Genomic DNA, 13,300 nt, shown 5'->3' on the forward strand with positions numbered 1-13,300 from the left:
CAGCGCTGAGTCAGATTTGCTCTAACGCGTCAGCTACCGTTTTCACGGTGATGATTTGCATTCCTGCCGGAGGCTGTTTAGGCGCGTTGGCAACCGGAACAATCGCTCGTTTAAAGCCGTGTTTTGCAGCTTCATTTAAACGTTCGCTGCCATTGGTAACCGGGCGTATTTCACCTGCCAGACCGACTTCGCCAAACACAATCAGATCACGCGGCAGTTCTCTGTTCTTGAAACTGGATACAATGGCCAGCAACAACGCCAGATCAGAGCCAGTTTCGGCGACCCGAACACCACCCACCACGTTCACAAATACATCTTGATCACCCAGAGCGAGACCGCCATGGCGATGGAGCACAGCCAGTAATAACGCCAGCCGGTTCTGCTCAGTGCCGACCGCGACCCGGCGTGGATTGGCTAACTGAGAGTGATCAACCAACGCCTGAATTTCCACCAGCAGTGGGCGCGTTCCTTCCCAAATCACCATGACCACGGAGCCACTGCCATGTTCATCGGCCCGTGAGAGGAAAATAGCGGAGGGGTTTTTGACTTCTTTCAGCCCAGCGCCGGTCATCGCAAACACACCCAGTTCGTTGACTGCGCCAAAGCGGTTTTTGGTGCCGCGTAAGGTGCGGTAACGCGAGTCGCCGTCACCATCGAGAATGATTGAGCAGTCAATGCAGTGCTCTAAAACTTTTGGACCTGCCAGCGAACCGTCTTTAGTCACGTGCCCGACCATAATAATGGCCACGTTATTTTGCTTGGCGTAACGGGTCAGGTAAGCAGCTGTTTCGCGCACCTGCGAGACACTGCCGGGCGCCGACTGGATATCGCTCAGGTGCATGACCTGGATCGAGTCGATAACCATGACCGCTGGTTTTTCCTGATCAGCCAACTGACAGATGGTTTCAATCGATGTTTCTGCCAGCATGCGTAGTTTGTCGGTTGGTAATTGCAGGCGCTGGGCGCGCATGGCGACCTGTTGCAAGGATTCCTCACCGGTTACGTACAACGCGTTCATTCGCTCGCCAAGCAGGCACATGGTCTGTAACAACAAGGTGCTTTTACCGGCGCCGGGTGACCCACCAATCAGAATGGCCGAGCCTGGCACGACTCCGCCACCCAACACCCGGTCCAGTTCAGCAAACCCCGAACTGAATCGTGGGACCTGCTGCAAGTCCACTTCATTCAGGGTTTGCACCTTAGCGTCGACCAGACCTGTAAAACCCGCTCTTCCGGCCGGGGTGCGCGTGTTCTGAGCGGCCCCCAGGCGGACTTCGGAAATGGTATTCCAGGCTTTGCATTCACTGCACTGTCCCATCCAGCGGGGATAGTCAGCGCCACAGTCGGTGCATACGTAAGCGGTTTTTTGTTTACTCTTGGCCATGCGGGTTGAGGTACCTTATAACTAGCGACGAATTGGCAATTAGTGTCAGATCTGCGTTAAAGTATCGACATTCCACGCAAGTCTTTTCATAATGGCGACAATACTTCCCGTGATAACAAATCAAAAGAGACACGCAGGATAGCGCAAAAATGGATACTGTTGCCAAGCAACAATTAATCGAACAACTCAAACCGGTTGTCAACGAACCGGAGTTTGACTCGATCTTTTCAGCCCTAACCACTGACTTGTCAGGCCCTGAGCGCTTCAAGCTGAAGGCCGAATTACGTCGGCTTGCGCGGCCGTGTCGCAAAGCAATTGATTTGCGTAAGCGTGTTGATGGTCACTGCCGCCCTTATAAACATAAGGGGTTCGTCCATTATATGGACGATGTCGCTATTAGTATCTTTGAATCCGGTTTATCCCACTACCGCGGCGTCTACACCGAAGATACCTATGAGCAGGTCCATAACGCCGAGAATAATTTCCGCATTATCGCAAAACGGGAGCGTGCACGAGCGCTCGCAGCGGCTAAACGACGCGCTATCGCAGAAGAAACCCCGCTTATTCCAGGTGACGCCTCAGCCGGTGAAAAAACCACTGCAGAAACCACCGTGGCGGTTGATAAGGCGCTGGAAGCGCCTTACTTTACTTTTGGCACTTACCATCACCGTAAAGAAGAGCGGATGAACTTCGCCGTTCAGGTGATGATCAAAACCGGCTTAGGCGATGATATTGAAGCCATTACCACCAATATTTCAGTCAGTGGTATGCAAATCAAAATCACCCCCGAGTTAGATGTCACCGAAGGCAGTACCTTAGGCGTTCGATTTACCGGCTTAGCGCAGGAATTTACCTTCGACCCTAATTTCGTGGTGCCCTATCAGGTGGTCGGGATCGAGAACCGCAAAGACTTCCTTTACCTGCGTCTGGTTCGCGATGTCGACTTTGAATCGAAAGAATTCGATGAGTTTCTGGTGCGCTTTATTAACGGCTATAAACGGCGCTACAAAGTCAACGTCGACAATACCTATGGTGCAGTGGTCGCAAAGGGACATGAGCAGTTCTATTTTCCGCGGATGAGCGGCGTGCCGCTTTATTTCCGTCGGCAGGAAAACCGCATGTTCAGTGCCATGGCGCTCGAAACTGAGAACAATGCGGCGGTGCTGGATGACTGGTTAAATGAAGAGAATAAGAACCAGTTGCCGGGGTTGTTTACCGGCAAGCGGCTAAGCCATTTCTTACGTCACCTTAAAGACCACCCAGGCACTTACGCGCACACGGTTTTTTATACCTTTCAGATGCTACGCCAGGGAAAAGTGTATTTTTACGCGGCGACTGACTTTGAACTCAACCAGAATGAGAAGCTGAAACGGATTTTTCTTGCTTACGCATGCCGCACTAACAGCTTTAAAGTCTACAGTTTCAGTTTTGCCCGCCTCGACCTGGGTAAGGCATGGTCACCGGTGACCTTACCGCAGGAAATTCTGCAACGGGAGAAGCATCTGCAGCGCCCGCCGGCGCCGGATGTGATGCGTCAGATTAATGGTCTTACTCATGTCGGCCTGCTCAATGACATTACCCCTGACCCGGCACGTTACGAACATTACCATTGCAAGAAAGAAGAATTAGTTGGGCTGAAAGACTTTGTCGTTTCAAGAAAGGTCCCACTGGAACTGCAGCGGGTTGCCTACAGCTTCGTCAATTTCCGTTCGGAAAGCCGCTTTGGCTATCGTACCCGCGTTCGCGTGCGTGGTGGCGAGCGGACCCTGTTAGGCACAACGCGCGATATTTCGACCATGGGCATGCAGGTCGATGTTGAGGAAGCGCTGGACGTGAAAGCCGGTGACTACGTTGAAATTGATATGATCCAGCTGGCGAAACGGGCACAGGGTTTTAATTTAGGCCATTTGCGTTATGAGGTAATGCATCTGGCTAAAGATAAAACCACGCTACACCTGCGCGCGGATGTTAAAAGCGAAACCCATGATGGTCGTGAATACATCAAAGAGATGATCAAGAACAATCAGGATGAAGTGCTGAATACCCGCCAGTCTGGAAGTCTGCATGGCTTGCAGCTGTGCTTGCGCAATTTGTATAGCCACGCCCTGATGACCCTGCCGATTTATCTGCACCGGGAAAGCAAGGGCGAATTTGGTATTGATATGCTGGGTGTGACGCCGTTGCGCCAGCCTATGAAAGAGCTTTCTTTGGGCTTAGCGCAAGAACCAGAGCAAGCCAGCCTGCGCCCGTTCCTGGATAAAGAGCAAATGGGCAGCCAGTTGAAAATGCGCTGGAATAAACTGGAACAGAACTCGCGCCCACAGTTGCTGGAAATGTATGTGTTTCTTCGTTACCGGCGCGGTGTGGTGCAAGTTGAGCGGCGCTATAAGTCGCAGTTTAAGTCGGCAGAAATCGAAAAAGCATTCATTGAAAATGCCCTCGCCAGTGGCAGTTTGATGTTACTGCGCATGGAGATAAACCGCACCGGCAAACCGGATATCTCGTTTATCTCCAAAGAGTTTAAGTACATCAACTTATACGCCGCGCATAAGGCTCAGCAGCTAGAGAAAGACCTTTGGAGTGTGGTCGGTCTGGTCGATGTGATTGACTGTACGACTGAGCTAATGAACCGTCTTCCGTTAAGCAAACAACAGCGTGATGAACAGGCGCAACGTCTGGATGATTTCCTCGCCCAACTCTAGTCGCTTGAAGACCCGAAGCGCGGGGCTTTGCCTGACCGTTTTCTTTATCCTGCTGCAGGCAGCAACGGCGCATGCGAGCCAGCGGATTGTGTCGCTCAATATATGCTTTGACCAGTTGCTTGAAGACACGGTGCCGGACGCCGCTGAGCATGTACTGCGAACCGATCAGCATGCTGGCAATCTGGAACGGATCCTACGCTGGCAGCCTGATCTGGTGCTGGCAAATCCATTTAGCAATCCCTTTCTATTAGACGCATTGCGTCGACATTCGGTGACAGTTACGACACTTCCCGAACCCGACAGTTGGTCGCAGCTGGTCGAGTTTTATCAACGTTATTCTGAGGCGACTGGCTATGGTCAGCACATTGACGTAACGATGGAATGGGCGCAGCCTTTGTTTGTACCTGAAGCCGAGCGTAAACGGGTGTTGCTGTTGCAAGCCAACCATTACAGCTTTGCTGGCGACACCTTGTGGGATCAATTGCTTACCCGGCTTGGTGCGGTCAACGCAGCGCCCGGATCCGGGCTGGTGACATTGCTACCGGAACAGATAGTGCGGCTGGATCCGGATTACCTGGTGGTGGTGCAAGGTGAGGGGTTTGCCCTGGCGTCGAGAAATCTGTTGCATGGTGCGTTAACGCCTTTGCTGACAGAGCGTCAGTTAACCTTACCCGCTGAGTTATTCGGCTGTATGGCGCAGCAACTGCCTGCGGTCGTCGAAGCATTGCGCACTCAGGTTGAGCCATTATGAGCAGCACACCACGAATGCGAGCCGGTCATTTTATTCCATTGGCAACCTTGCTCTACCTGCTGGTTTTCTTAGTGGCATTGAACACGGGCCCGGTACCCATTGATTCATGGTCGCTTTTGCTGATGTCGATGCGAGGCGAGGCGCTCGATGTTGCTGCGCAATTAGACTGGCATATTTTGCGTGATATTCGCTTACCGCGGGTGTTGCTGGCTTCACTGGTGGGCGCAGCCTTAGCGATGGCCGGTGCTGCGATGCAGGCTTTGCTGCGTAATCCCCTGGCTGAGCCTGGTATCGTCGGGGTCTCATCCGGGGCCGCGCTGGCTGCTGTGTTAGTACTCTATTTTGGTCTGGTCAGCTGGCATTCGGCGTTACTGCCGCTCAGTGCAGTACTTGGCAGCTGTATTGCACTCCTGCTGGTACTTAGTCTGGCCGGACGCTCTCCTGCAGTCACGACTCTGATTCTTGCCGGGGTTGCGGTGTCTGCGATGCTGGGTGGGGGCATCGCGCTGGCGCTCAACTTTGCCCCCAACCCTTTTGCATTGCAGGAAATCAGCTTCTGGCTGATGGGGTCGGTGGCGCATCGCGATTTGGCTCAGGTGGGGATGGTGTTGCCGTTTATGCTAACGGGCGCACTGTTACTTGTTTTTAGTGGTCGATTTCTACGCGCGCTGACCCTTGGTGAAACCACTGCAGCGTCGATGGGTTATCATTTAACCGGGCAGCGCGCGCTGGTATTACTGGGGGTCGCTTTGTTAACCGGAGCGGCGGTCGCGGTGGCTGGTGTGGTTGGCTTTGTCGGCTTAATGGTGCCGCATATGGTCCGTTTTATCGGTGGAGAAGACCCGCGCCGCGTACTTTGGTGGTCAGCCTGGTTAGGTGCTGCCATGCTGTTATTGGTTGATATACTGGTGCAGGTAGTAAGCCCGGCGACCGAACTCAAACTTGGGGTGCTCATGAGCCTGATTGGCGGCCCTTTCTTTTTGCTCTTATTAACCACTCAGCGTCGCTGGCGAAGCCTATGAATCTTGTTTGTAACGGCCTTAATACGGGGTATCGGCGCCATGCCGAGCTGTTAAAAGACGTCGATATTAACTTCCACAGCGGCGTTCTGTACGCTCTGATGGGGGAAAACGGCGCGGGTAAAAGCTGCTTACTCAAAACCGTGGCCGGCTTACTCAAACCATTGGCAGGTGAGGTCCATCTACAGCACTCAACTGACGCAGCAGCTGACACCTCGACGCTATTAGCATCGCCTCGACGGCAGCGACCAATGCGTGAGCGCGCTCGCTGGCAGGGATACCTCGAACAGCAGGCGCGGCCATTCTGGTCATTACCGGTGCGCGATATTGTTGCTCTGGGGGCCGATGCTCGGCGTGACTGGTCACCAGAGGAAGCTGAAAACGCCATCGAACTGGTACTACGACAGTGCCAGTGTCAGTCTATTGCAGAGCGGCCTGTTTTGGAGTTATCGGCGGGCGAACAACAGCGTGTATTACTGGCTCGAGTACTGGCAGCGAAACCGCGCGTGTTGTTAGTCGACGAGCCTACCGCCGGGCTTGACCCTCGCCATCAGCAATCGGTGATGCAGTTGTTGAAAACTCAGGCAGAGCAGGGTGCGCTGGTGATAGCTGTGATGCATGACATAGCCCTGGCCCGCCAGTTTTGTGACCAGGTGGTTTTACTGGGGCGTGAGCCGTCGGCGCATGTCTTCAGCGTCGGCAAACCGGACCAGGTGTTGCAGCCGGAGACCTTGTACAAGGTGTTCGGTATTAGAGGATAATCTGCTAGAATCCGCCGTTTACAATCATTGAATTCATTGCTACTGGATCCACTCAGTGCTGAGCACTGGGTGGTACAAGATGAGGACCAGCCACATTATGGCGCAATATATTTACAGCATGCTGCGAGTCAGCAAAGTGGTACCGCCTAAGCGTACTATTTTAAAAGACATTTCATTGAGCTTTTTTCCTGGCGCAAAGATTGGTGTGCTGGGTCTAAACGGTTCCGGTAAATCGACCCTGCTACGTATTATGGCTGGCGTTGACACTGAGTTTGAAGGGGAAGCACGGGCGTTAAGCGGGACCAAGATTGGCTACCTGCCGCAGGAGCCGGTGCTGGATGAGAATAAAACCGTTCGCGAAACCGTTGAAGAAGCCTTAGCGGATGTCAAAGATGCCTTGAGCCGATTGGATGAGATCTACGCAGCCTACGCTGAAGAAGACGCTGACTTCGATGCCTTGTCAAAAGAGCAGGGGCAGTTAGAAGCCTTGTTGCAGGCGAAAGACGGTCATAACCTCGATCACGCCCTGGAAAAAGCAGCCGATGCACTTCGTCTGCCGCCATGGGACGCAAAAATAAAAGTTCTCTCCGGTGGTGAGCGACGTCGGGTCGCCATCTGTCGCCTGTTGTTAGATAAGCCAGATATGCTGTTACTCGATGAGCCGACCAACCACCTTGATGCTGAATCGGTGGCATGGCTTGAGCGTTTCCTGCATGACTACGAAGGTACCGTGGTAGCCATTACCCACGATCGCTACTTCCTTGATAACGTGGCGGGCTGGATCCTTGAGCTTGACCGTGGTTATGGTATTCCGTGGGAAGGTAATTACTCAAGCTGGCTGGAACAGAAAGAGACCCGCTTACAGCAGGAAGAGAAGAGCGAAAGCGCACGCCAGAAATCCATTAAGCGCGAGCTGGAGTGGGTTCGGCAGAATCCGAAAGGCCGCGGCAGCAAGTCTAAAGCGCGGATGTCTCGCTTTGAAGAGTTGCAAAGTGGTGATTACCAGCGCCGCAACGAAACCAACGAACTCTACATTCCACCCGGCCCGCGCTTGGGTGACAAAGTGCTTGAGGTCAGCAACCTGCGTAAGTCGTTTGGCGACCGGGTATTGATTGATGACCTGACCTTTAGCATGCCGAAGGGCGCTATTGTCGGCATCATCGGCCCGAACGGGGCCGGTAAGTCGACCCTGTTTAAGATGATCTCAGGCACCGATCAGCCAGATTCCGGCCACATTGAAGTGGGTGAAACCGTTAAGCTGGCCAGCGTGGATCAGTTCCGCGACAGCATGGATGATAAGAAAACCGTATGGGAAGAAATCTCCGAAGGGATGGATATTCTTTCTATTGGTGGCTATGAAGTCCCCAGCCGCGCGTATTGTGGTCGCTTCAACTTTAAAGGCAATGATCAGCAAAAACGCATTGGTGAGCTGTCCGGTGGTGAACGTAACCGGGTCCACCTGGCGAAATTACTTAAAGCTGGCGGCAACTTACTGTTGCTCGATGAGCCAACCAATGACCTCGACGTCGAAACCCTGCGTGCGCTTGAAAACGCGCTGCTGGAATTCCCCGGCGCCGCCATGGTGATCTCGCATGACCGTTGGTTCCTTGACCGTATTGCCACTCATATTCTGGACTACCGTGATGAAGGTCAGGTTAACTTCTACGAAGGGAACTACACCGACTACGAAGCCTATATGAAAGACAAGCTCGGCGCCGATGCAATGGAACCTCACCGCATCAAATACAAGCCAATCACCTAAATGGGGTTGTGATGTGGGCGATACTGCTGGCGCTTGCGGCGGCGGATATTGAGCGAATTGAGGTGCAGGGCCGGGCGGCGCAGCATGATGCTGTGGTGCTGGATGTAGCATCCGGATATCGCTCAGGTGAGACGATGGCGGATATACTGCGCCATGCGCCTGGTTTGCAGGTTCGCCAAACTGGGGGCCCCGGCGGGGCTCTCAGTTTATCGATGCAGGGTAGTGGCAGTAGCCAGGTGCTGGTATTGCTCGACGGGGTGCCGTTAACCAGCACCACCCTGGGCACCCCATTGCTGCAGTTTCTCGACCCTGCCGAGGTGGCGTCGGTGGAAGTCATATCTGGCGCGGCGGCTGCCGCTTATGGCAGTGGCGCGATGAGCGGGGTGGTGCATATCCGTACCCGCGCTGATGGCGACAATGTTATCGCAGCAAGTCAGCTCAGGGGCGACGGCGACACCGCCGGTGGTCACGGGTATCTGCGTCTGTCACAGCAACTGGGGCGCAGTCAGTTCGCGGTCAGCGCCGCGTTGCGTGACGAGCGTTACGCTCTGCCGCGGCGTAGTCCGCCGCTTGTAGGGGCGTCATCGGAGCGGAGCACGGTAGCCGACTACCAGGCTGGGACTTATAGCATTAACTTTGAGCGTTTGCTGAACAGTGGCAATGGGTTACATGTTCGCCACCAGCGCCAGTATACCGACGCGGACTATCAGCAGGACTGTGTCGATGCAGTCACCTTTGCCCCGCTTAGATGCCAGCCATGGCTCGACAACGAGCAGTCATTGACCCAGGTTGAGCATGTCCGTGAGCAGGGCAAGCGTCAACAACGTTTGAGCCTGTCACACTTCACTGATCAAGCAATCAGCAGAGATCATCTAAGCTCAGCAGCAGGCTGGTCCGGTGCGGGCGATCTCTTTTCCACTAAACGCTGGCGCGCGGCCTACCTGACTGAGTTGGAAACCACGACTGGAAGCACAATTAGCAGAGGGTTTGAATGGCAGCGCGAGCGGGTGCAGAGCAATGTAGTGGACTACCAGCGCAGCCAGCGTTCCCGACTGGCATTGTTTAGTCAATGGCAAAGTAGCCAAGGCTCTGGCTTTGCCTGGCGGGTTGAACGAATGGGATCAGGGAGCTGGGTGGTAAGTGCTCAGGCAAAGGTAAAAGCCCAGCTTACGCCGCATTGGAGCGGTGCCGTTGCGCTGGCCAACGGCTACCGCGAACCAGGTTTTAATGACCTTTACTGGCCAGGTGCCGGTAATCCGGATTTAGCGCGTGAAAAAAGTCAGTCGGTTCAGGTCACCCTGAAAACCAGGGTCACGCAAGGGATTCAGTTTCGCCTGCAACCCTTTTATCAACGTTGGCGCCGTTTAATTGCCTGGGCACCGGGGGACAACGGATTGTGGGCGCCACAGAACATTGACCGGGCCAGCAGCCGCGGCGTAACCGCGGCGGGTGACTGGCAACTGAGTGAGTCGGTGTCGCTGCAAGGACATTTAACCTGGCAGCGGGCACGTGACGATGACAGCAACCAGCGATTAGCCTACCGCGCAGGTCAGCATGCTCAGCTTCGCCTTACTCAGCAAGGGCAGCGGCTGCGCTGGTCGCTCAGCGGGCATGGCCGCAACCGCTTGTATACCAGCGAGGGAGAGGCCTTGCCAGGATACCTCAGCCTCGATGCCGAGCTGGGCTGGCTGCTGAGACCGGACGCTGAGCTTAGCCTGCGCGCGAGTAACCTGAGCAACCAGCGTTATGCGGAACGACGCGACTGGTTTGAACCCGGTCGTCAGCTGCGTTTAGGTTTTACCTGGCGCTATTAACCGCTATAATGCTCGCCTGTTCATTTAGCTTACGCGGTTTCGCCTAAGGCGCAGCCGCTCCCAATGCAGCCAGGAGTAACCATGTTAAGCCGTGATTTGAATATTGCTGATTTTGATGCCGAGTTATGGGACGCCATGCAGGCTGAGGAAAAACGTCAGGAAGAGCATATCGAACTGATTGCCTCAGAAAACTATACCAGCCCTCGTGTGCTTGAAGCCCAAGGCTCTCAGCTAACCAACAAATATGCGGAAGGGTATCCGGGCAAACGCTATTATGGCGGCTGTGAATTTGTTGATATCGCTGAAAACCTGGCAATTGAACGTGCGAAAGAGCTGTTTGGCGCAACCTATGCCAACGTGCAGCCGCATGCGGGATCGCAGGCGAATGCCGCCGCCTTTATGGCATTGTTGAACGCAGGCGATACCGTATTAGGTATGAGCCTGGATCACGGCGGGCACCTGACGCATGGGTCGCATGTAAACTTTTCTGGTAAAACCTATAATGCTGTTCAGTACGGGCTGCATCCTGAGAGCGGTGATATTCACTACGAACAGGTGGCAGAGCTGGCGCGTGAGCACAAGCCAAAAATGATTATTGCTGGTTTCTCGGCTTTCTCAGGCGTGATCGACTGGCAGAAGTTCCGCGATATCGCAGACGAAGTAGGTGCTTACCTGTTGGTTGATATGGCGCACGTGGCGGGTCTGGTAGCCGCTGGTCTGTATCCGAATCCGGTGCCTATTGCCGATGTAGTGACCACAACGACCCATAAAACACTGGCCGGCCCACGTAGTGGTCTGATCCTGTCTGGCAAAGATGATCCGGATCTGCATAAAAAGCTTAACAGCTCAGTGTTCCCGGGGAATCAGGGCGGCCCGCTGATGCACGTGATTGCGGCTAAAGCGGTGGCATTCAAAGAAGCATTGCAACCTGAATTTAAGGCCTACCAGCAGCAAGTACTGGATAACGCCAATGCGATGGTTGAAGTTCTTCAGCAGCGCGGCTATAAAATTGTTTCAGGTGGCACTAAAAACCACCTGTTCCTGGTTGATTTAATTGATAAAGATATCTCAGGTAAAGACGCTGATGCTGCGCTTGGACGCGCCTTCATTACCGTGAATAAAAACTCGGTGCCAAATGACCCGCGTTCACCTTTTGTGACCTCAGGCCTGCGCCTGGGTACGCCAGCCATAACCCGTCGTGGCTTCAAGGTTGATGAGGCTAAGCAGGTAGCGAGCTGGATCTGTGATGTACTCGACAACCTGGGTGACGATTCGGTCGAAAACAACGTGCGCGAGCAGGTCAAAGCACTGTGCGCTAAGTTTCCGGTCTACGGGTAAATACCATCGGGCAGGCGTTGCCTGCCCGTCTTACATACAGGTTCTTACATACAGGTAATGAAAGCAGCACATGCACTGTCCATTTTGTAACACGCAGGATACTAAAGTCATTGACTCCCGGTTAGTGGGCGACGGTATGTCGGTTCGCCGACGCCGCGAGTGCAATGCCTGCAAAGAGCGTTTCACGACCTTTGAAAGTGCTGAGCTTATCATGCCGCGGGTGATCAAAAGCGATGGAGCCCGCGAGCCGTTTAACGAAGAAAAGTTGCGTAATGGTTTGCTCCGTTCGCTGGAAAAGCGTCCGGTTAGTCTGGAGGCAATGGAGCAACTGATCAGCCGCGTTAAGTCCGGTCTGCGTGCAACCGGTGAGCGTGAAATCAGCAGCAATGTGATTGGCAATCTGGTTATGGAGCAACTGAAAACGCTGGATAAAGTCGCCTATATTCGTTTTGCGTCTGTGTATCGCTCGTTTGAGGATATCCGTGAGTTTGGCGAGGAGATCGCCCGCCTCGATGACTGAGACAGCTGCCGAATTCTCACCCTTTGACTATTCCTGTATGCAGGAAGCGCTGCGGCTGGCCGCCCTTGGCCGCTTTACCACCTCGCCCAATCCCAATGTCGGCTGTGTTGTTGCTACAAAGAGTGCGACCAAAAGTGCGACAAAACACAGTAACGAAAGCGTGAATGCCAGTGAACACATACTGGGCCGAGGCTTTCATGCTCAGGCCGGCACTCCCCATGCAGAGGTCCACGCCCTGGCCCAAGCTGGCTCCAAAGCTGCAGGAAGCACAGCCTATGTCACCTTAGAACCCTGCAGTCACTACGGGCGCACACCGCCCTGTGCTGATGCCTTGATCAAAGCGGGAGTCGCGCGGGTTGTGGTCGCGATGGAAGACCCCTATCACCAGGTCGCTGGAAGCGGTATTCAGCGTTTACGGGAAGCGGGCATTGCCGTCGATGTAGGCCTGATGCAGGCTGAAGCGCGCGAATTGAATTTAGGTTTTATTAAGCGCGCAGAGCAGGGCTTGCCTTACGTGCGGGTCAAGCTGGCCGCCTCGGTAGACGGACGTACCGCGCTTAGTAACGGCCAGAGCCAGTGGATCACCGGCGTGGCAGCACGGCAGGATGTACAACTGGGCCGGGCGTTAAGCTCGGCAGTGTTAACCGGCGCGGGAACAGTGCTGGCCGATGACCCGTTATTAAACGTGCGTCTGACCCGGGCCGAGTATCCCGCCGAGCTTAGTGACGATATAGACGTACGTCAGCCGGTGAGGATTGTAGTCGACAACAGCGGTGCTATCGGAGACTCGTTAAAGCTCTGGTCAGTAGCCAGTCCGGTCTGGCTGGCTCGCCCACAGGGTGCAACGCACACGGTATTGCCAGCTCATGGCGAGGTGCTGAGTGTCGAAGGCGATACAGAAAGCAACGCGTCACGTATAGATCTAACCGCGCTTATGAAGACGCTTGCTCAACGCGATATAAATGACGTTTGGGTGGAAGCGGGTGCGCGATTGAGTGGTGCGTTACTGCAACAAGGCCTGGTGGATGAACTGATCGTCTACCAGGCACCGAAATTAATGGGCCCGGATGCAAAGGGCCTGATAGACCTTCCTGTTTTTACCCGGATGACGGATTTGCCGGAATGGCGATTCCACTCGGTGCAGCAGGTAGGCGAAGACATCAAGCTGGTGCTGCGCCCACGTAAGTGAGCCACTTGGCAACCATAGCAACGGGCAGGCGACTTAGCCTGCCGACAAACTGACAGGTAA

10 protein-coding genes are annotated in these 13,300 nt (G+C 54.3%); 9 read left to right on the top strand and 1 reads right to left on the bottom strand.

What is annotated here, in order from left to right:
* Positions 1-10: 10 nt before the first annotated feature.
* Positions 11-1,384, bottom strand: coding sequence for a DNA repair protein RadA (radA, locus tag CWE14_RS06910; protein ID WP_126798727.1), 1,374 nt, complete (start codon positions 1,382-1,384; stop codon positions 11-13).
* Between the two features lie 149 nt (positions 1,385-1,533).
* On the opposite strand from radA, the gene CWE14_RS06915 reads away from it, so the two are divergent.
* The 9 genes from CWE14_RS06915 to ribD all read left to right on the top strand — a co-directional run bounded on the left by CWE14_RS06915 (position 1,534) and on the right by ribD (position 13,240).
* Entirely contained in the window at positions 1,534-4,086 is a 2,553-nt protein-coding gene (locus tag CWE14_RS06915) for a PilZ domain-containing protein (RefSeq protein WP_126798728.1), read from the top strand.
* Positions 4,064-4,837, top strand: coding sequence for an ABC transporter substrate-binding protein (locus CWE14_RS06920; protein ID WP_126798729.1), 774 nt, complete (start codon positions 4,064-4,066; stop codon positions 4,835-4,837). Before CWE14_RS06915 ends, CWE14_RS06920 begins: the two co-directional genes overlap by 23 nt.
* A complete protein-coding gene (locus CWE14_RS06925) occupies positions 4,834-5,859 on the top strand; it encodes a FecCD family ABC transporter permease (protein ID WP_198676554.1) in 1,026 nt (341 codons plus the stop codon). The genes CWE14_RS06920 and CWE14_RS06925 overlap by 4 nt, the downstream gene beginning before the upstream one ends.
* A complete protein-coding gene (locus CWE14_RS06930; RefSeq protein WP_126798730.1) occupies positions 5,856-6,617 on the top strand; it encodes an ABC transporter ATP-binding protein in 762 nt (253 codons plus the stop codon). The genes CWE14_RS06925 and CWE14_RS06930 overlap by 4 nt, the downstream gene beginning before the upstream one ends.
* 97 nt (positions 6,618-6,714) lie before the next feature.
* Positions 6,715-8,379 (top strand): energy-dependent translational throttle protein EttA, encoded by a 1,665-nt coding sequence (ettA, locus tag CWE14_RS06935; RefSeq protein WP_126798731.1) that lies wholly within the window; start codon positions 6,715-6,717, stop codon positions 8,377-8,379.
* 11 nt (positions 8,380-8,390) lie between these two features.
* Positions 8,391-10,193 carry a TonB-dependent receptor plug domain-containing protein gene (locus CWE14_RS06940; protein WP_126798732.1) on the top strand — a complete coding sequence of 601 codons (1,803 nt, stop codon included), beginning with the start codon at positions 8,391-8,393 and terminating at the stop codon, positions 10,191-10,193.
* An 81-nt stretch (positions 10,194-10,274) separates the two neighbouring features.
* Positions 10,275-11,531, top strand: a complete 1,257-nt coding sequence (glyA, locus tag CWE14_RS06945; protein ID WP_126789898.1) for a serine hydroxymethyltransferase — start codon at positions 10,275-10,277, stop codon at positions 11,529-11,531.
* Positions 11,532-11,601: 70 nt separating this feature from the next.
* Entirely contained in the window at positions 11,602-12,051 is a 450-nt protein-coding gene (gene nrdR / locus CWE14_RS06950) for a transcriptional regulator NrdR (RefSeq protein WP_126789897.1), read from the top strand.
* Positions 12,044-13,240, top strand: coding sequence for a bifunctional diaminohydroxyphosphoribosylaminopyrimidine deaminase/5-amino-6-(5-phosphoribosylamino)uracil reductase RibD (ribD, locus tag CWE14_RS06955; RefSeq protein WP_198676555.1), 1,197 nt, complete (start codon positions 12,044-12,046; stop codon positions 13,238-13,240). Before nrdR ends, ribD begins: the two co-directional genes overlap by 8 nt.
* Positions 13,241-13,300 lie beyond the last annotated feature (60 nt).

It is taken from the genome of Aliidiomarina soli (assembly GCF_003986975.1).
Classification (GTDB): domain Bacteria; phylum Pseudomonadota; class Gammaproteobacteria; order Enterobacterales; family Alteromonadaceae; genus Aliidiomarina; species Aliidiomarina soli.

What these genes read in the sequence shown, in the direction of transcription:
- radA (WP_126798727.1), bottom strand. Translation starts at nt 1,384, where the DNA reads ATGGCCAAGAGTAAACAAAAAACCGCTTACGTATGCACCGACTGTGGC.
- CWE14_RS06915 (WP_126798728.1), top strand. Translation starts at nt 1,534, where the DNA reads ATGGATACTGTTGCCAAGCAACAATTAATCGAACAACTCAAACCGGTT.
- CWE14_RS06920 (WP_126798729.1), top strand. Translation starts at nt 4,064, where the DNA reads ATGATTTCCTCGCCCAACTCTAGTCGCTTGAAGACCCGAAGCGCGGGG.
- CWE14_RS06925 (WP_198676554.1), top strand. Translation starts at nt 4,834, where the DNA reads ATGAGCAGCACACCACGAATGCGAGCCGGTCATTTTATTCCATTGGCA.
- CWE14_RS06930 (WP_126798730.1), top strand. Translation starts at nt 5,856, where the DNA reads ATGAATCTTGTTTGTAACGGCCTTAATACGGGGTATCGGCGCCATGCC.
- ettA (WP_126798731.1), top strand. Translation starts at nt 6,715, where the DNA reads ATGGCGCAATATATTTACAGCATGCTGCGAGTCAGCAAAGTGGTACCG.
- CWE14_RS06940 (WP_126798732.1), top strand. Translation starts at nt 8,391, where the DNA reads ATGTGGGCGATACTGCTGGCGCTTGCGGCGGCGGATATTGAGCGAATT.
- glyA (WP_126789898.1), top strand. Translation starts at nt 10,275, where the DNA reads ATGTTAAGCCGTGATTTGAATATTGCTGATTTTGATGCCGAGTTATGG.
- nrdR (WP_126789897.1), top strand. Translation starts at nt 11,602, where the DNA reads ATGCACTGTCCATTTTGTAACACGCAGGATACTAAAGTCATTGACTCC.
- ribD (WP_198676555.1), top strand. Translation starts at nt 12,044, where the DNA reads ATGACTGAGACAGCTGCCGAATTCTCACCCTTTGACTATTCCTGTATG.